Genomic DNA, 17,967 nt, shown 5'->3' with positions numbered 1-17,967 from the left:
CCTAAGATGTAAAAATAGGGAGCGCCAGCTCCTTATTTTTTATTTAGATAGGGCACACTTCTTACATTGCAACATCATCCCTAATTTTTCTTGCCGTCCTGCTGCCGTCATCACCCAAGGGCGGTTTTGCCACGGTGGATTATGTCGTACATGTTGTGCATGACCACAAGCAAGGTCAGCCACCCAATCTTGCTCATCATCCAAATGAAAACCAATAATGGCTTGCTGCATAGATTTCTCCTCAATCCTCTTCACAATTATAGATAAAGCTTTAGCAAGAATGTGAAAACACATTGCAGTAATCTCCGCTATACTTTTCCCAATCTAAAAATATCAGAGTAAAAGATATGCGCGTACTTGTGGTGATGGATCCGATCGAAAACGTCAACTTGAAAAAAGATTCATCTATGGCCATGCTTTGGGCAGCCAGCCGTCGTGGACATATCTTGGGATATGCATTGCAGCAAGATTTATATATCGAACAAGGCAAAGCATTCGGTTTAATTTCACCGCTCAAAGTGTTTGAAGATTACGATCATTATTATGAATTAGGTGAAAAACAAAAAGAATCGATTGCCGATTATGATGTGGTGTTGATGCGTAAAGACCCACCATTCGACATGAACTTTGTCTATACCACCTATATTTTGGAACAGGCAGAGCGCGAAGGGGCGTGGATTATCAACAAACCACAAAGCCTGCGTGACTGTAACGAAAAACTCTTTGCCACTCAATTTCCTGAACTGCAAGTGCCGACTTTAGTGACATCACAAGATCGTTTGATCCGTGAATTTTTGAAAGAACAGGTGGATGTGATTGTCAAACCACTCGATGGGATGGGCGGAACAGGCATTTTCCGTTTATATCAAGACGGCATCAATATTGGGTCTACAATTGAAATGCTGACCAATAACGGGACTCAACCAATTATGGCACAGCGTTATATTCCTGAAATTGTCGAGGGGGATAAACGCATTTTGATGATTAATGGCGAAGCTGTGCCTTACTGCCTTGCACGTATTCCGCAAAATGGCGAAGTTCGTGGTAATTTGGCGGCAGGTGGTTTAGGACAAGCCCGTCCATTAAGTGAAAATGACAAAGCCATTGCTGCAAAAGTTGGACCTTATCTCAAAGAAAAAGGGCTGGTTTTTGTCGGGCTAGATGTGATTGGTAATTATGTGACAGAAATCAATGTCACCAGTCCAACTTGTATTCGTGAAATTGATGACCAGTTTGGAACCTCTATTGCAGATGACTTATTTGCTGTTTTAGAAGCAGGTTTGAAGGCTTAAAGCGCCTGTGGTTAAAAAAGAGTCCAATACGGGCTCTTTTTTTTAATCAAAGCGATATGCCAGAAGAAGCTTGAATTTATCGACCAGTTCAAATTAAGCGTACAAAACTGGATAAAACAGGCATAAAATTATATATTATTGCATCGAGTAATAATAAAACTAGTTTAAACTTTTAAATCCGTAGAAAAAAACAATCAAGCACTTGGTGAAAAAAAGTAAATACGCTTCCCCGACTTAGTGTTTGTGATTACAATTGAATGCTTAAAATGAATTTTCCATTGCCTTTATTTTGAATTGAAGAATTAGACTGTGACCAAAGCAATGAAAACAAAGCCCCAACATGTCATGATGATGGCTGCAGGTACAGGTGGACATGTTTTTCCTGCATTAGCTGTTGCTAAACAATTACAGCAACATGGGGTACAAGTGTCTTGGCTTGCAACGCCAACGGGCATGGAAAACCGATTATTAAAAAATCAAGACATTCCAATTTATCAAATTGATATTCAGGGTGTACGTGGTAATGGTGTGGTGCGTAAATTATTAGCGCCGTTTAAAATTTTAAAAGCAACGCTTAGTGCGATGCGTTATATGAAACAGCTCAATATTGACGCTGTCGTTGGTTTTGGTGGCTATGTTGCAGGACCGGGTGGTTTAGCAGCACGTGCTTTAGGAATTCCTGTCATCATTCACGAACAAAATGCGATTGCTGGTTTTACCAACACGCAATTATCGCGTATTGCAAAAATAGTGTGTCAGGCCTTTCCAAATACCTTCCCTGAAAGTGCAAAAATTGTGACCACAGGCAATCCTGTACGCAAAGAAATTACTGAAATTTTAAATCCGTCTTGGCGTTATCAAGAGCGTGCCCGAGCAGAGATGCCTTTACAGATTTTAATTGTCGGCGGCTCTTTAGGTGCTCAAGCATTAAATGAAATTATTCCAGAAGCATTGAAACAATTGGATGTGCCGATGCAAGTATTTCATCAATGTGGTCAAGACCACAAAGATGCGACGCAAGCACGTTATGGTGATGTACCGACCACGTTACAGGTCGAGGTACAATCCTTTATTGAAGATATGGCAAAAGCGTATGCCAAGGCAGATTTGATTATTTGCCGAGCGGGTGCTTTAACCGTGACTGAAATTGCCACGGCTGGCGTGGCTGCAATCTTTGTCCCACTACCGAGTGCTGTAGATGATCACCAAACCGCAAATGCCAAATTTTTAGCCAATATCAATGCTGCGAAAATTTGCCCACAAAGCAACATGACAGCAGAAAGTTTAAAAGAATTACTAACACCACTGATGAATCGCCAATTGCTGTCTGAAATGGCAGTCAAAGCACGTCAAAAAGCACAACCCGATGCAACCCAGCATGTGGTTCGTTTAATTCAAGAATTGTAAATTAGAGTTATATATGTCTCCATCTACTCCTGCTGATCAAGCGAAAAAGTTAATTAAAGTGCCTGAAATGCGCCGTATCAAACACATTCATTTTGTGGGAATCGGTGGTGCAGGGATGTGTGGCATCGCGGAAGTATTAAAAAACCAAGGTTATAAAGTGTCTGGTTCAGATATTAAAGCCTCTAAAACGACGGCACAGCTCGAAGAAAATGGCATTAAAGTTTTCATTGGTCATAGTGCTGACAATATTAAAGATGCCAATGTGATTGTGGTGTCGACAGCCATTGATCAAGAAAATCCAGAAATTAAAGCGGCGATTGAAACCCGTACCCCAGTGGTTCGTCGTGCTGAAATGTTGGGTGAGTTGATGCGTTACCGTCATGGTATTGCCGTTGCAGGAACACATGGTAAAACCACCACCACCAGCCTTGTAACCTGTATGTTGGCAGAAGAAAATCTGGATCCAACCTATGTGATTGGTGGTTTGCTGAACCGTACGGGTGTGAACGCTGCGTTGGGTGCGAGCCGTTACATTGTGGCTGAAGCAGATGAGTCTGACGCATCATTCTTACACTTACAGCCGATGGCAACCATTGTAACCAATATTGATGCTGACCATATGGATACCTATGGCGGCAGCTTCGACGTATTAAAAGATACGTTTGTCGAGTTCCTACATAAACTGCCATTTTACGGTTTAGCTGTGGTGTGTGGCGATGATGCCAATATTCGTGAAATTATGCCGCGTATTGGTCGTCCGTTATTGACCTACGGTTTTAACGAAGACAATGACATTCGTGCTGTCGATGTTGATCAAGATGGTATGCGCACGCATGTCACTGTGCTGCGTAAAGACCGTGAACCCCTACGTGTTACCGTCAACCAACCGGGCTTACATAATGTATTGAATGCCTTGGCTGCGATTGGGATTGCGACCGATGAAGGCGTTTCTGATGGTGCAATCTGCCGTGCATTAGAAGGCTTTAGTGGTGTGGGTCGTCGTTTCCAAGTGCAAGGTGAGTTTGAACTGGACGGTGGTAATGTGAAATTGGTGGATGACTATGGTCACCATCCTAAAGAAGTCGAAGCCACCATTAAAGCCGCACGTCAAAGTCATCCTGATCGTCGTTTAGTTATGTTGTTCCAGCCGCACCGATTTAGCCGTACCCGTGACTGTTTTGATGATTTTGTCGATGTATTGTCACACGTTGATCAATTATTATTACTTGAAGTGTATCCTGCGGGTGAAAAGCCGATTGTTGGTGCGGATAGCCGCAGCTTGGCACGAAGCATTCGTTTACGCGGTGAAGTTGAACCGATTTTGATTGACCCTGTAGAAGGCAATTTAGAAAATGTGATGCATAAAGTGTTACAAGCGAATGACTTGTTATTAACCCAAGGCGCAGGTAATGTGGGTGCTATCTCGAGTGAGCTCGCACAAAATAAATTGTATTTAAAATAATCGCCTTGTGTGATTTTGAATTTGATTGTTCAGTTATAAAGTTTAAGGATATAAACGTGGCAAATGCTTCAGAATTCGGCAAAGTTGCCGTGTTGCTTGGTGGGAAATCAGCTGAGCGCGAGGTTTCTCTAAATAGTGGTAAAGCTGTACTTGAAGCATTGGTACGTTCAGGGGTAAATGCCGAAGCGTTTGACCCACAAGAGCGCAGTGTGACTGAACTTGTGAACTATGACCGTGCCTTTATTGTGTTGCATGGCCGTGGCGGTGAAGACGGTCAAATTCAAGGTGCATTAGAGTGGTTGAACCTGCCTTATACCGGTACTGGTGTACAGGGTTCAGCAATTGGTATGGATAAAGTCAAAACCAAGCAAGTTTGGCAAGGTTCAGAACTTCCAACCGCACCATATCGTATTGTGACCAAAGATTCCGATCTCAACGCGGTGGTAGAGAGCATCGGTTTACCGTTTATTATTAAGCCGGTACATGAAGGTTCAAGTATCGGGATGAGTAAAGTTGAACGTCTTGAAGACTTTGCGATGGCAATTGCGAAAGCGACCGAACATGATGCTGTCGTCATGGCTGAAAAATGGATTACAGGGCGTGAATTTACCATTGTTATTTTGAATGGTCAGGCACTTCCAGTGATTCGTCTTGAACCGCCAAAAGATGTGGCGTTTTATGATTATGATGCTAAATATAAGCGTGATGATGTGCAGTATGGTATTCCTTGCGGTCTGACCGAAGCTGAAGAAAAACAACTGCAAACGTTATGTTTACGTGCATTCCAAGCCGTTGGTGCAAGTGGTTGGGGACGGATTGATGCGATGCAAGATGAACATGGTAACTTCTGGTTGTTAGAAGTGAATACTGTGCCGGGCATGACCAGTCATTCTTTGGTACCCAAAGCTGCGCAAGCAGTCGGTTATAGCTTTGATGAACTGTGTGTTGCGATTTTAGAACAAACATTGACGGCTGTGGCTCACTAAACTATGGCTCAACTTCCTGCTTCAATGCGCCGTAAACGAGCAGCAATCACATCAATACATGATAAGCCACCGACGCGTAAGGAAAAGCTTGCGAATGTGGGTGGCTGGTTGTTATTGCTTGTTGCACTCGCAGTATTGGCGGTAGGGGTATATGGTTTATATACGGTCATGACCGATGCGCGAGTGGCTGAGCTTAACGTGGTCGGAACACGATCAGATGCTGAAACGCGTCAGGTCATGACACATGTTGCACCGACAGTCACCGCCAATTATTTTACTGCTGATTTAGAAAAAGTTCGAGATCAAGCATTGGCGTTGTCTTGGATTGATCGTGTGGTGGTATCACGTGCATGGCCAAACTCAATTCGAGTACGCGTCATGCCGCGTCATGCGATTGCTCGTTGGGGAACGGGGCGATTATTAAGTGATAGTGGTGATATTTTTGCAGAGGTCATACCACAAAATAATCAGAAATTACCCTTGCTACACGGACCCACTACGCAGTCAAAAATGATGATGCGGCGTTACAATGAAATTAATCAATTATTCCTGCCAGTCAATGTTCGTTTAAAAGAATTATATTTAACAGAACGTATGACTTGGTTTATGCAGTTTGATTCTGGTTTACGCATTATTGTGGATCAAGATCAGACCATGAGTAAACTTCAACGCTTGAGTCATCTGGCACAAAGTGATTTAAAACCAGTTTGGTCTAAAATTTCATCGGTCGATTTACGTTACAGAAATGGATTGGCTATACAATGGAAGAATTCAGTAGCACCAAAAATTGTAAATGGTCACTTTGTTGTAACGATTGATGACACAAGCATTGCAGATGCAAGAACGGTAAAGCCATAATTGAGCGGCTTTATATAAAATAGAGGCTTTAAGCCAAAAATTAACTAAACACGTCATGGTAGTAGTAGATAATGAATGAAGCTGTTCCCTCGGTTGTTGCGATTGACATTGGGACACACAAAGTTTCAGTTTTGATTGGTAAGGTACATGCGCCAGACAATATCCAAGTAATTGGTATGGCGACCGCTCGTAACCGAGGCATGAATAAAGGAAAAATTGTAAGTCTCGACAAAGTCATTACTGCAATCAAAAATGCCGTACAAGAAGCAGAAGATATGGCTGAATGCCGAGTGCATTCCGCTTGGATTTCAATTCCAAGTGCAGAATTAAAAAGCTTTTATGCATCAGGTCGTACACCTATTGAAAATAGTGACCACACCATTACCACAAGTGAAGTGGTACGCGCACTAGAGCTGGCCAAAGCCAGTCATTTAACCTCTGACCATTATTTGGTGAGTGCAGTACCTTTGGGTTTTGAATTAGACGATTCAACAGAATGGGTACAGAATCCGATTCGGATGTCTGCACACAGTATGAAGGGGCATTATCAGTTGATGATGTTGCCGATTAGCACCATGCAAAATTTGGATCGTGCGCTTAAAGGTGCCAACATTGGCGTTGAAAAAATGGTGGTGTCTTGTTTAGCCACAGCTGAATCTAGCTTGCTCAAAGATGAAAAAGAGTATGGCGTATGTTTGCTAGATATTGGTGCAGGTACCACCAATATTGCCGTGTATTTAGATGGCCGTCTTGCTTTAACCCATACCTTGCAGCGTGGTGGTGAGAATGTAACCCGAGATATTGCTGCGGTACTGCAAACCACAACAGAGGAAGCTGAACGAATTAAACTTCTGTATGGTTGTGTTGAATTAAAAGTGGTCAAACCAGATCATATGATTCAATTCCAAGGCATTGATGGGCCGCAAACGATTAGTCGCATTGAATTAACTGAAATTATTATTGCGCGCTATGAAGAAATTTTGAATCAAGTGCATCAAGAATTACAACGTAATGGTGCAATTCATGGTTTATATCATGGTGTGGTGTTGACGGGCGATGCCAGTCAAATTGAGGGTATGGTGAATTTGGCACGTCATATGCTGGGTGTTTCTGCTCATTTAGGCAATCCACCAGTACAGGTCTATGCTGAAGAACAAAATCAGGCTGCTTTGCGCCGTTCGCAATATGCAACAGCGGCTGGATTGTTAATGTTTAGTCAAAGTGACACACAAGATACGATTGTGGAAGCTACTGATCCTGAAAAGCTGTCTGTTTTCAAACGAGTAGGGCGAGCATGGTCGGCATTAAATAATCAGTTAAAATCGATATTTTAAGTTGAATTTATTGGGAATATTGTTAGGAAGTTGTACGTCTAACGGCTTGCACTTGACAAGCGTGCAGTTGAACAGCATTCTAAAAAACAATTTTATTAAGATTAAGGCAGTATACGGGCTTAAGTGACTGCCAATTACGCATTAGGAAATCCAAAGGTCATGGCCTCATTTGAATTTTTAGAAGATGATCAAAACGATAGCAACGGTCAAGCCCGTTTCACTGTGTTTGGTGTAGGTGGTGCTGGTGGTAATGCTGTACAACATATGCTTGAGTCAGACATTCAAGGTGTAAAATTTGTTTGTGCCAATACGGATAAACAAGCTTTAGATCGTATGAATGCACAATTCAAAATTCAGTTAGGCGAACAAAGCACGCGTGGTTTGGGTGCGGGTGCAAATCCTCAAGTGGGTCAAACTGCTGCTGAAGAGAGCCGTGAAATCATTCGCCAACACCTTGAAGGCACAGACATGGTCTTTGTCACTGCTGGTATGGGGGGTGGTACAGGTACGGGTGCTGCGCCTGTTGTTGCTGAAATTGCCAAAGAAATGGGGATTTTGACCGTCGGTGTGGTGACGACTCCATTTAACTTTGAAGGCAAACGACGTCAACAATCTGCTGAAAAAGGCATTGAAGCTTTAGAAGCCCATGTGGATTCTTTAATCATTATTCCGAATCAACGCTTGCTTAAAGTCTTCCGTGATATTTCCATGAAAGACGCGTACAAAAAAGCAGATGACGTATTGCTCAATGCAGTACGCAGTATCTTTGATCTGGTGGTTCGCCCAGGACATATCAATCTTGACTTTGCTGATTTAAAAACTGCAATGAGCACACGTGGTTATGCCATGATGGGTGTAGGTTCTGGTCGTGGTGAAACGCGTGCCCGCCAAGCTGCTGAACAAGCGATTCGTAGCCCACTGCTGGATAATGTGACCATTATGAATGCTAAAGGTATTTTGATTAATGTGACCGGTGGTGATGACGTGACCTTCGGTGAAATTGAAGAAATTACCGATGTGGTCAATCAGATTGTCGATCTAGACGAAGGGCAAGTGTTTTACGGAACGGTATTTGATCCAGATGCGCGTGATGAAATTAGTGTTACCGTGATTGCTACTGGTTTAACGCGCAATTCAGCCGATTCTGTGGATACGGTAAAACGTCCAACAACGCAGTCTGCAACTCGTCCAGTCAGTTCAGTTGCTCAAGCTGCTGTGGAAGATGACGATGTGCCAGCAATTCAACGTCAACAGAGCGAAGCCAGTGCGACTGCTGCTCCAGCAGTAGGTACAGCGCGCCCAACGCCAATGAGCATTCAAGATTACTTGAAAAATCAGCAACGTAAATAAAGATGAATTAATGTCGTCTGCATAAATTCAACAGAAAAGGTAGCCTAAAGGCTACCTTTTTGTTTTTTATCAATGGCTAAATATGCTAACGTATAGCGGTTTGATGAGCAGATGATAGAAAACATGTTGAAACAAAGAACCCTACAACGTGTCGTGAAAGCGAGCGGTATTGGTCTTCATAGTGGGCAAAAAGTCTTAATTAACTTTGTGCCGCACCATGTCGATGGGGGAATTGTGTTTCGACGTATCGATTTAGATCCACCTGTCGATATTCAAGCCGATGCCATGCTGATACAAGAAGCATTTATGTGCTCTAATTTGGTTCAAGAAGATGCCAAGGTCGGCACCATTGAGCATGTCATGAGTGCGATTGCGGGATTAGGCATCGATAATTTGATTATTGAGGTTTCTGCTTCTGAAGTACCGATTATGGATGGCAGTGCAGGCCCATTTATTTACTTGCTCATGCAAGGCGGTCTGGCTGAACAAAATGCACCGAAAAAATTTATCAAAATATTAAAAACAGTCGAAGCATTGATTGATGATAAACGTGCTGTTTTTCGCCCGCATGAGGGTTTCCAACTCAATTTCACTATTGACTTCGATCATCCCGCATTTAAAAAAGAATATCAGTCAGCGACCATTGATTTTTCAACCGAAACCTTCGTGTATGAAGTCAGTGAAGCACGAACTTTTGGTTTTATGAAAGATTTAGATTATCTCAAAGCCAATAATTTAGCCTTAGGCGCAAGTTTAGACAATGCGATTGGTGTGGATGAAACAGGTGTAGTGAATGAGGAGGGGCTACGTTTCTCTGATGAGTTTGTACGGCACAAAATTTTAGATGCTGTGGGTGATTTATACTTACTTGGACATCAAATTATTGCTAAATTTGATGGCTATAAGTCAGGACATGCATTAAATAATCAATTATTACGCAATGTTAAAAGTGATCCAACCAGTTACGAAATTGTAACATTTAATGACGAAACGCAATGTCCAATTCCTTATGTAAGTGTGACATAAGTCATTGTCTTTTAATGTGTGTGTTATAATATAACAACTATGACTGTTAAGTCGGTCACATAATTTTTGGCTGATTTCAGCGACAGCAAAGTACTGGTTACTTTTTATTGCTTGCCAAACGTAGCATTGCTTGGCTAAGCTTGGGGTCGCTCACAAAGTCAGCAGCATCACGAATTAAATCTTGAGTATCTGGGCTAAGGGATCTGGTCAGCGCTTCAGGTTTTGCGGGTGTTGGTGTTTGAATTCTTAAACGAACTTGCAGTTTGTGTAATTCTTTGAATTCTTCTAATTGTAATAATTGAGCAATATATTGCTTTTGAAGATATGCCAGTTGACTAATCATGGCTTGATTTTCACCGGTAATGGTCAAAACGCCATTTTGATAACAAACAACTTTCCATTGCTCTGGTTGGGGCAAGATAGGTTGAATGATTTTTGTAAGTTTCTGCCATGCAGCAACTTGTGTAGAGAGAAACGTAAAGTTTCCTGTTTTTAAGTGTTTTCTTGTTTGTTGAAAGAGCTTCACTGGTTCAGACATACATTGTTCCTTCATATTTGTGTCTTAATCTTATGCGCTTCGTTCAGTAGATATCAAGGAAGAGATCACACAAGGACATTAACTAAGAACAGTTAAAAGAGGTTTTTTATGCATACGCGACGTATTCTATTAGCGTTTTCATTGGCAGCGTCTGCTGCATCTGTAGCTTTTGCGGATTTAGTTGAACTAAATTCTAATGACGGATCAACAGATCGTATTGAACAACTGACTCGTACTTTGGCTCAGGGTTCTTATGTAGAATCAAATGAGATTGATCTTCCTGCTGAAATTCAAATGAGTGTTCAGTTACGTGAAAAAACTGTTGAATTGAACAATGAATCGCTGGCAAAGAAATACGGCTCAAGCACCTCAAAAAGCTATTCTAACAATCCTTACTCTTGGTTGGTCTCTCACCCATTGCCTGATATGAATCGTGTCAGTTCAAACTATGGTGGTCGTACCATGGGTGGCCGTGCTGAAAATCATTCAGGTTTAGATATGTCAGCCCCAAGTGGTACTGCTATTTATGCAACCGGTCCAGGTGTAGTCACTAAATCGGGTTGGGGTACAGGTTATGGTCAATATGTGGAAATTAACCATGGCAATGGGTATTTAACGCGTTATGCACATGCATCTCGTCTGATTGCCCGCGTTGGCGATAAAGTACAAGCTGGTGAGCATATTGCTAATGTGGGTTGTACGGGGCGTTGTACTGGCCCTCATTTACATTATGAAGTGGTCAAAGATGGTCAACGTAAAAATCCGTCAACTTATTTAGCGATGTTGCCATAAGTTTTTCCATGATGGATTACAACTCTACTCTGAATAGTCTTAAACAATGTGATCTAAGCGCTTATAGCTTTTAACTCTAAATACTATCATTCAAAAGAATACTTATTGTATAAAAAACCGCCTTTATTGGCGGTTTTTTGTTTTATTGCGTAAAGAATGGTCAGTAGATATTTATTTTCTAAATAATAGTGCTATTCCGTATTCAGCTGTGGCAATAACTGAAACCCGCCAAAGTATGATACATATAGAGAATATAAATAGGCTCAAGGAATAGGTGCAATATGGCGTTTTATGGTGATACTGACGCGCAAGAAACCCAAGAATGGCAAGATGCTTTCGACTCGGTTTTACAACATATGGGAACGGAGCGAGCGGCATTTTTACTCGAAAAACTCTATCAGCGTGCAATTGCTACACATGTTCCTATTCAACGCCTAAATACGCCTTACCGCAATACAATTTCGGTTGACGAAACGCCAGCCATGCCAGGCGACCAAGATATGGAACGCCGTATTCGTGCGTTGATTCGTTGGAATGCTTTGGCAATGGTGCTGCGTGCGAATAAAACAGGTGATGATTTAGGTGGTCACTTAGCCAGTTTTGCATCTTCAGCAACCTTGTATGATGTTGGCTTTAACCATTTCTTCCGTGCCAATAGTGATCACTTCGGTGGGGACATGATCTATTATCAAGGTCATTGTGCACCAGGTATTTATGCACGTTCATTTCTTGAAGGCCGTTTGACTGAAGACCATTTAAATAATTTCCGTCGTGAAGTAGGCGGTATTGGTCTTCCAAGTTACCCGCATCCGTACTTAATGCCAGATTATTGGCAGTTCCCGACGGTATCGATGGGCTTAGGTCCAATCATGTCGATTTATCAAGCGCACATTCAAAAGTATTTGATGAACCGTGGTTTGATTAAAGAAGAAGACCGTAAAGTTTGGGCTTATCTTGGCGATGGTGAAATGGATGAGCCAGAAAGCTTGGGCGCAATTTCACTGGCAGGCCGTGAAAAGCTAGATAACCTGATTTGGGTGGTCAACTGTAACTTACAGCGTCTAGATGGTCCTGTACGTGGTAACGGTAAAATTATTCAAGAGCTTGAATCATTGTTCCGTGGCGCAGGTTGGCGTGTGATTAAAGTCGTTTGGGGCCGTCATTGGGATCCATTGTTGGCGAAAGACACGACTGGCGCACTTCAGGCCGTCATGGAAGAAGCGGTTGATGGTGATTTCCAACGTTACCAAGTGAAAGGTGGCGCATATACGCGTGAAAAATTCTTTGGTAAGTATCCTGAAGCTGCGGAGCTGGTCAAAGATTTAAGCGATGAAGATATTGATAATCTGAACCGTGGTGGTCATGACCCATACAAAGTTTTTGCGGCTTATGCAGAAGCATGTACAGCCAAAGGTCAGCCTACTGTAATTCTTGCGAAAACAGTGAAAGGTTATGGTTTATCTGAAGAAATTGAAGCGGTTAACAAAACGCATCAAATCAAAAAAATGCAGATTGAATCTTTAAAATACGTTCGTGACCGTTTCAACTTGCCATTCAATGATGAGCAATTAGAAGAAGTGCCTTTCTATCGTCCAAGCGAAAATTCGCCTGAATTGAAATATATGAAAGCGCGTCGTGAAGCGTTGGGTGGTTACTTACCTGCACGTCGTAAAGAAAGTGAACAACTTGCCATTCCTGAATTATCTGTATTTGATGCAGTGTTGAAAGGCAGTGGTGGCAAAGAACAATCAACCACGATGGTGATGGTACGTTTAATCTCTGCATTATTGAAAGAGAAAGCCATTAAAGACCGCGTTGTCCCTATCGTTCCTGATGAAGCACGTACTTTCGGTTTAGAAGGCATGTTCCGTCAATTGGGTATTTATGCGGCGCATGGTCAAAAATATACCCCTGAAGACCAAGAACAATTGATGCATTACCGTGAAGCAAAAGACGGTCACATGTTGCAAGAAGGGATTAACGAAGCGGGCGCAATGAGTGCATGGGCAGCGTTGGCAACCAGTTATTCAACCAATAACTTGCCAATGATTCCAATGTACATGTACTACTCAATGTTTGGTTTCCAACGTATTGGGGACATTGCATGGGCAGCAGGCGACGCACAAGCACAAGGCTTCTTGTTGGGTGCAACTGCAGGTCGTACCACGCTAAACGGTGAAGGTTTACAGCACCAAGACGGTCATTCGCACATTCTTGCCAACACCATTCCAAACTGTATTTCTTATGATCCATGTTTTGGTTATGAACTTGCGGTCATCGTACATGATGGCTTGCAGCGCATGTATGTGAACCAAGAGCGTGTCTTCTATTACTTAACAGTCATGAACGAAAACTACGAACATCCTGAAATGCCACAAGGTGCTGAGGAAGGCATTAAGCGTGGTATGTACTTATTGCAAGAAGATGAGAAAGCCACTGTACAGTTGATGGGTTCAGGCGTCATTCTTCGTGAAGTGATTAAAGCGGCGCAAATTTTGCGTGACGAATACCAAATTCATTCAAATGTGTACAGCGTAACCAGCTTTAATGAACTGGCACGTGATGGTATGGTATGTGAAGAATACAACCGCTTACACCCAATGGCTGAAACAGCAAAAGAAGCGTGGATATCGAAGCAACTTCGCAATACCAATGGTATCGTGGTTTCGGCGACAGACCATATGCGTGCATACAGCGAACAAATTCGTGCTTATCTTCCAGATAACCGTCCATTCGTAGCACTCGGTACAGATGGCTATGGCCGTTCGGATACACGTGCAAATTTACGTAGTTATTTCGGTGTTGATGCTGCGCATATTGTCGTTGCGACGTTGAAAAAATTGGCAGACGAAGGCGAAGTTGATGCGCGTTTAGTGAAAGATGCGATTTCTAGCTTTGAATTAGATACAGACCGCCCAGTGGCTTGGTTGCCACAAACGCATCCAGAGCTTCATGCGGTTGCTGACTACAAAGAGGAGAACTAATCATGCAAATTATGACTCCAGATATTGGTGTAGATAAAGCAACAGTGGCAGAAATTTTAGTCAAAGTGGGCGATACCATTAGCATTGATGACAGTATTATCTTACTTGAATCGGATAAAGCCTCTGTTGAAGTGCCTAGCACTTCGGCAGGTGTGGTTAAAAGCATACTGGTTAATCTTGGTGATGAAGTTGCTGAAGGTGCAGTATTGATCGAACTAGAAGCAGAAGCTGCGACGGCAGTTGAAGCAGTTGCAACACCTCAGTCTGAAGCTGTGGTTGCTCCTGTTCAAGCAAATACAGCGCCAGTGGTTGAAGAAAAAGCGTCAACGCCTGCTGCGACAGCAACAGTTGTTGAAGTACAAGTGCCGGATATTGGCGTAGACAAGGCCTTGGTCGGTGAAATTTTGGTTCAAGTGGGCGATGAAATTGATGTAGATCAAAGCATTGTTGTGGTTGAATCAGATAAAGCGACCGTTGAAGTGCCAAGTACAATTGCAGGTACGGTTGAATCGATTAGCATTCAAGTGGGTGATAGTGTCAAAGAAGGTGTGGTGATTCTGACTGTAAAAACGGCGGGTTCAGTTGCACAAGTGACTGCTGAGCCTGCACAAGTTGCAGCGCCTCAAGCCGCTGAAAGTAAGCCTGCCGAAGTAGCACCACAAGTTGCTTCTGCTCCTGCGGGCGCGGTTGAAATTGCAGTACCTGATTTAGGTGTAGATAAAGCTGCCGTTGCTGAAATTTTGGTACAAGTGGGTGATCAGGTTGAAAAAGACCAAAGTATCATCGTGGTTGAATCAGATAAAGCAACAGTTGAAGTACCAAGTACGATCGCAGGTGTGATCAAAGCAATTCATGTTGCATTGGGTCAAAATGTTTCGGAAGGCATTGCACTGGTAACGATTGAAGCTGAAAGTCAAGCTCCTGCGCCTGTTGCAAAAGTCGAGACAGCAAAAGCGACAGCTCCTACTCAAGCAGCAGCTAAAGTACAACAATCTGCCCCTATAGTTGCGACTACAAATGACGTAGATAAGTTAACCAAAGAGCAGAGTGCTGCAAATTCGAAAGTATATGCAGGCCCTGCGGTGCGTAAACTTGCACGTGAACTTGGTGTCGTATTGTCAGAAGTGAAAGCATCAGGCCCACATGAACGTTTGATGAAAGAAGATCTGGTTGCTTATGTCAAAACGCGTTTGACAGCGCCTCAGGTTGCTCCAGTGGCTCAAGCCGTTGCTCAAGTTTCTGGTTTGCCAAAATTGCCTGACTTTACAGCATTTGGTGGTACAGAAGAAAAAGTCATGACGCGTTTGCAACAGGTTTCTGTTCCGCAATTGTCATTGAATAACTTCATTCCACAAGTCACACAGTTTGATGCAGCGGATATTTCTGAGCTTGAAGCATGGCGTAATGATCTTAAAGGTAACTTTAAGAAAGAAGGCATTAGCCTGACCATTATGGCATTCATTATTAAAGCCGTTGCGCATCTACTGAAAGAAGAGCGTGATTTTGCAGGTCATTTGGCAGATGATAGTAAGTCAGTCTTGCTGCGAAATGAAATCCATATGGGGATTGCTGTAGCAACACCAGATGGCTTGACTGTTCCTGTATTACGTCATCCTGACCAAAAATCAATTAAGCAAATTGCGGTTGAACTGGGTGTACTGGGTCAAAAAGCGCGTGACAAAAAACTTTCTCCGAAAGATCTTCAAGGTGCAAACTTTACCATTACCAGTCTAGGTTCAATTGGTGGTACAGCATTTACCCCATTGGTAAACTGGCCGCAAGTGGCAATTTTGGGTATTTCACCTGCAACAATGCAACCTGTTTGGAATGGCGAAGGTTTTGATCCGAAATTGATGCTTCCATTGTCATTGTCTTATGACCACCGTGTGATTAATGGTGCAGATGCTGCGCGTTTCACCAATAAATTGACTAAGCTTTTGGCCGACATTCGTAGCTTATTGCTCTAATTTTTAGTCTAAAAATGCTTATAAAAACCCTGCTTAGGCAGGGTTTTTATTGGGAAAAATTCGTTGTTTTATATGTCGTGGACAAAAAATAAAATCTGATTTGAAAAAAAATGCTGTGTAAATTACACTAGTGCTACTTCATTGGGGAGTAGCCGCTTTTTACGCAATGTAAAAAGGTGATGGTCAACATAATTGTTCAACAGAACATGGTCATCATAGCAAAGAACCAATTCAGCTTTTCAAAAAGCTTTTTTTGTTGGCAAGACCTTTGATTTATTACTCTGCAGATTTTTGGCTAGCAGGAGTGGTAAGTCATTGGCAAATTTTGCTAGCCAGAGAAAGTTCATATGTATGAGTTCCTGATCTCGACCGCAATAGTTGCGCTTGCTGAAATGGGTGATAAAACCCAGTTATTGGCACTCCTGCTTGCAGCACGCTTCCGTAAACCCATTCCCATTTTATTCGCCATTTTACTGGCAACCTTATTAAATCATGGTATTTCAGCCGTGCTAGGTCAGTGGATTACCACGGTTCTTAGCCCCGATGTGTTGCTTTGGATTGTATCGCTTGGTTTTATTGCGATGGCGCTGTGGATGTTGGTTCCAGACCAGTTAGATGATGAAACGGAGAGTATTAATAAATGGCAAAAATATGGCGTGTTTGGTGCCACGTTTGTGCTGTTTTTTCTCGCAGAGATAGGCGATAAAACTCAAGTGGCAACCATAGCCCTCGCAGCACGTTTTGACAGTATTTTCTGGGTGATGGCGGGGACAACCGTCGGGATGATGATTGCCAATGCACCCGCAGTTTTTATTGGTGATAAATTGGCAGATAAATTGCCAATTTCACTGATCCATAAAATTGGTGCAAGCATATTTTTGCTGATCGGTGTTGCAACTTTAGTCCAACATTATTTCTTCTAAACCTGTGTCACGCTAAAAAATCCGTGCATTTTTGTCGGGATTTTTTAGCGTTAAAACTCAACACAATTTACTGATAAATTTAAGAATATTTAGGCACATGTTTATTGTAAATTTCTATAATTCCATATATGTTGTGAGGGATTAAAAGGGCAACTTTAAAACAATATTTTTGGGGAATCGGTTATGGCGTTTGATCGCACTACATCACAAGTGTTATTTGATAATGGCACACATAAATGTATTAGTTTTACCAGCCTCGTCAAAGGTGAAGGTGTACAAGCGAACCAATTTCTAATTCTGGATAATGAGCGTGCAGCGGTACTTGATCCAGGGGGGGATTTAACCTATGTTCCTCTAACCATGGAACTGAACAAATATACCCGTTTGACCAATCTTGATTATGTCATGGCATCGCACCAAGACCCCGATATTATTACTTCTATGCCACGTTGGTTAGTCTATACCGAAGCCAAAGTGGTGGCATCTAAACTTTGGGCACGTTTCTTACCGCATTTGAACTCGGCATTTATGAGTGACCGAATGAAAGGTGGATGGTTGGAACGCTTGATCGAATTGCCAGACCACGGTGGAATCATTCCATTGGGTGAATCACGTATTATTGTTGTTCCTGCCCATTTTCTACATTCGGTAGGCAACTTTCAATTTTACGATCCGATTGCAAAAATTTTATTTTCAGGCGATATGGGTGCATCGATGGTGGATGATGCCAATAAGCCTTTGGAAAATTTTGCTTCGCATATTCCAAAAATGAAATCTTTTCATCAGCGTTATATGTGTTGCAATAAAATCATTCGTTTATGGGTGAAAATGGTGCGCACGATGGATGTTGAAATGATCGTCCCGCAACACGGTACACCTTTTATCGGGAAAGAGCAGGTCAATCAATTTTTGGATTGGATTGAAACGCTGCAATGCGGTACAGACTTGATGGATGAGTCGGTCTTTACCTGCCCAACTTAATCAATGCTATACGCTTCTATCCTTGCGCTGCTTAAAAATGGGCTGCGTGGATAAAGTGTATTGATGA

General features: G+C 42.4%; 15 protein-coding genes and 1 riboswitch. Of the genes, 13 read left to right on the top strand and 2 right to left on the bottom strand.

Annotated elements, in window-relative coordinates; genetic code table 11:
- Nucleotides 1-39: 39 nt before the first annotated feature.
- Nucleotides 40-231, bottom strand: coding sequence for a DUF3565 domain-containing protein (locus tag B9T24_RS08275; protein WP_074947101.1), 192 nt, complete (start codon nt 229-231; stop codon nt 40-42).
- A 116-nt stretch (nt 232-347) separates the two neighbouring features.
- Between B9T24_RS08275 and gshB the strand changes: the two genes are divergently transcribed.
- The 8 genes from gshB to lpxC all read left to right on the top strand — a co-directional run bounded on the left by gshB (nt 348) and on the right by lpxC (nt 9,715).
- A complete protein-coding gene (gshB, locus tag B9T24_RS08270; protein ID WP_086165338.1) occupies nt 348-1,292 on the top strand; it encodes a glutathione synthase in 945 nt (314 codons plus the stop codon).
- A gap of 321 nt (nt 1,293-1,613) precedes the next feature.
- Nucleotides 1,614-2,699, top strand: coding sequence for an undecaprenyldiphospho-muramoylpentapeptide beta-N-acetylglucosaminyltransferase (gene murG, locus B9T24_RS08265; RefSeq protein ID WP_416224354.1), 1,086 nt, complete (start codon nt 1,614-1,616; stop codon nt 2,697-2,699).
- Between the two features lie 13 nt (nt 2,700-2,712).
- Nucleotides 2,713-4,161 (top strand): UDP-N-acetylmuramate--L-alanine ligase, encoded by a 1,449-nt coding sequence (gene murC / locus B9T24_RS08260; protein WP_086165336.1) that lies wholly within the window; start codon nt 2,713-2,715, stop codon nt 4,159-4,161.
- 56 nt (nt 4,162-4,217) lie between these two features.
- Entirely contained in the window at nt 4,218-5,147 is a 930-nt protein-coding gene (locus tag B9T24_RS08255) for a D-alanine--D-alanine ligase (RefSeq protein WP_086165335.1), read from the top strand.
- Between the two features lie 3 nt (nt 5,148-5,150).
- Nucleotides 5,151-6,005, top strand: a complete 855-nt coding sequence (locus B9T24_RS08250; protein WP_086165334.1) for a cell division protein FtsQ/DivIB — start codon at nt 5,151-5,153, stop codon at nt 6,003-6,005.
- 71 nt (nt 6,006-6,076) lie between these two features.
- Nucleotides 6,077-7,339: a cell division protein FtsA gene (gene ftsA / locus B9T24_RS08245; protein ID WP_086165333.1), complete on the top strand. Its 1,263-nt coding sequence runs from the start codon at nt 6,077-6,079 to the stop codon at nt 7,337-7,339.
- A gap of 159 nt (nt 7,340-7,498) precedes the next feature.
- Nucleotides 7,499-8,689: a cell division protein FtsZ gene (gene ftsZ, locus B9T24_RS08240; RefSeq protein WP_004650776.1), complete on the top strand. Its 1,191-nt coding sequence runs from the start codon at nt 7,499-7,501 to the stop codon at nt 8,687-8,689.
- 123 nt (nt 8,690-8,812) lie between these two features.
- Nucleotides 8,813-9,715 (top strand): UDP-3-O-acyl-N-acetylglucosamine deacetylase, encoded by a 903-nt coding sequence (gene lpxC / locus B9T24_RS08235; RefSeq protein WP_086165332.1) that lies wholly within the window; start codon nt 8,813-8,815, stop codon nt 9,713-9,715.
- Between the two features lie 97 nt (nt 9,716-9,812).
- Here lpxC and B9T24_RS08230 read toward each other — a convergent pair whose 3' ends face one another.
- Nucleotides 9,813-10,253 (bottom strand): DciA family protein, encoded by a 441-nt coding sequence (locus tag B9T24_RS08230; RefSeq protein WP_086165331.1) that lies wholly within the window; start codon nt 10,251-10,253, stop codon nt 9,813-9,815.
- A gap of 108 nt (nt 10,254-10,361) precedes the next feature.
- Here B9T24_RS08230 and B9T24_RS08225 point away from each other — a divergent pair, with 108 nt between their 5' ends.
- The 5 genes from B9T24_RS08225 to B9T24_RS08205 all read left to right on the top strand — a co-directional run bounded on the left by B9T24_RS08225 (nt 10,362) and on the right by B9T24_RS08205 (nt 17,900).
- Complete coding sequence (locus B9T24_RS08225) at nt 10,362-11,045, top strand: M23 family metallopeptidase (protein ID WP_086165330.1); 684 nt, start codon at nt 10,362-10,364, stop codon at nt 11,043-11,045.
- A gap of 281 nt (nt 11,046-11,326) precedes the next feature.
- Nucleotides 11,327-14,029: a pyruvate dehydrogenase (acetyl-transferring), homodimeric type gene (gene aceE, locus B9T24_RS08220; protein WP_086165329.1), complete on the top strand. Its 2,703-nt coding sequence runs from the start codon at nt 11,327-11,329 to the stop codon at nt 14,027-14,029.
- 2 nt (nt 14,030-14,031) lie between these two features.
- Nucleotides 14,032-15,996 carry a 2-oxo acid dehydrogenase subunit E2 gene (locus B9T24_RS08215; RefSeq protein WP_086165328.1) on the top strand — a complete coding sequence of 655 codons (1,965 nt, stop codon included), beginning with the start codon at nt 14,032-14,034 and terminating at the stop codon, nt 15,994-15,996.
- Nucleotides 15,997-16,120: 124 nt separating this feature from the next.
- Nucleotides 16,121-16,269: riboswitch (yybP-ykoY riboswitch) on the top strand.
- 74 nt (nt 16,270-16,343) lie between these two features.
- Complete coding sequence (locus B9T24_RS08210) at nt 16,344-16,919, top strand: TMEM165/GDT1 family protein (RefSeq protein WP_086165327.1); 576 nt, start codon at nt 16,344-16,346, stop codon at nt 16,917-16,919.
- Nucleotides 16,920-17,102: 183 nt separating this feature from the next.
- The gene (locus tag B9T24_RS08205) at nt 17,103-17,900 is read left to right on the top strand and encodes an MBL fold metallo-hydrolase (RefSeq protein ID WP_086165326.1); all 798 of its coding nucleotides are present in this window, start codon (nt 17,103-17,105) and stop codon (nt 17,898-17,900) included.
- Nucleotides 17,901-17,967: the final 67 nt, after the last annotated feature.

The organism is Acinetobacter sp. ANC 4654 (assembly GCF_002135425.1).
GTDB classification, from domain to species: Bacteria; Pseudomonadota; Gammaproteobacteria; order Pseudomonadales; family Moraxellaceae; genus Acinetobacter; species Acinetobacter kyonggiensis.
The sequence above is the reverse complement of the archived record's forward strand: the minus strand, read 5'-3'. Positions and strand labels throughout refer to the sequence as shown.

Bases quoted from the DNA above. Each gene is read 5' to 3' on its own strand.
- B9T24_RS08205 (WP_086165326.1), top strand. From the start codon at position 17,103: ATGGCGTTTGATCGCACTACATCACAAGTGTTATTTGATAATGGCACA.
- murG (WP_416224354.1), top strand. From the start codon at position 1,614: ATGAAAACAAAGCCCCAACATGTCATGATGATGGCTGCAGGTACAGGT.
- B9T24_RS08210 (WP_086165327.1), top strand. From the start codon at position 16,344: ATGTATGAGTTCCTGATCTCGACCGCAATAGTTGCGCTTGCTGAAATG.
- B9T24_RS08230 (WP_086165331.1), bottom strand. From the start codon at position 10,253: ATGTCTGAACCAGTGAAGCTCTTTCAACAAACAAGAAAACACTTAAAA.
- B9T24_RS08225 (WP_086165330.1), top strand. From the start codon at position 10,362: ATGCATACGCGACGTATTCTATTAGCGTTTTCATTGGCAGCGTCTGCT.
- B9T24_RS08275 (WP_074947101.1), bottom strand. From the start codon at position 231: ATGCAGCAAGCCATTATTGGTTTTCATTTGGATGATGAGCAAGATTGG.
- lpxC (WP_086165332.1), top strand. From the start codon at position 8,813: ATGTTGAAACAAAGAACCCTACAACGTGTCGTGAAAGCGAGCGGTATT.
- B9T24_RS08215 (WP_086165328.1), top strand. From the start codon at position 14,032: ATGCAAATTATGACTCCAGATATTGGTGTAGATAAAGCAACAGTGGCA.
- murC (WP_086165336.1), top strand. From the start codon at position 2,713: ATGTCTCCATCTACTCCTGCTGATCAAGCGAAAAAGTTAATTAAAGTG.
- ftsZ (WP_004650776.1), top strand. From the start codon at position 7,499: ATGGCCTCATTTGAATTTTTAGAAGATGATCAAAACGATAGCAACGGT.
- B9T24_RS08250 (WP_086165334.1), top strand. From the start codon at position 5,151: ATGGCTCAACTTCCTGCTTCAATGCGCCGTAAACGAGCAGCAATCACA.
- ftsA (WP_086165333.1), top strand. From the start codon at position 6,077: ATGAATGAAGCTGTTCCCTCGGTTGTTGCGATTGACATTGGGACACAC.
- gshB (WP_086165338.1), top strand. From the start codon at position 348: ATGCGCGTACTTGTGGTGATGGATCCGATCGAAAACGTCAACTTGAAA.
- aceE (WP_086165329.1), top strand. From the start codon at position 11,327: ATGGCGTTTTATGGTGATACTGACGCGCAAGAAACCCAAGAATGGCAA.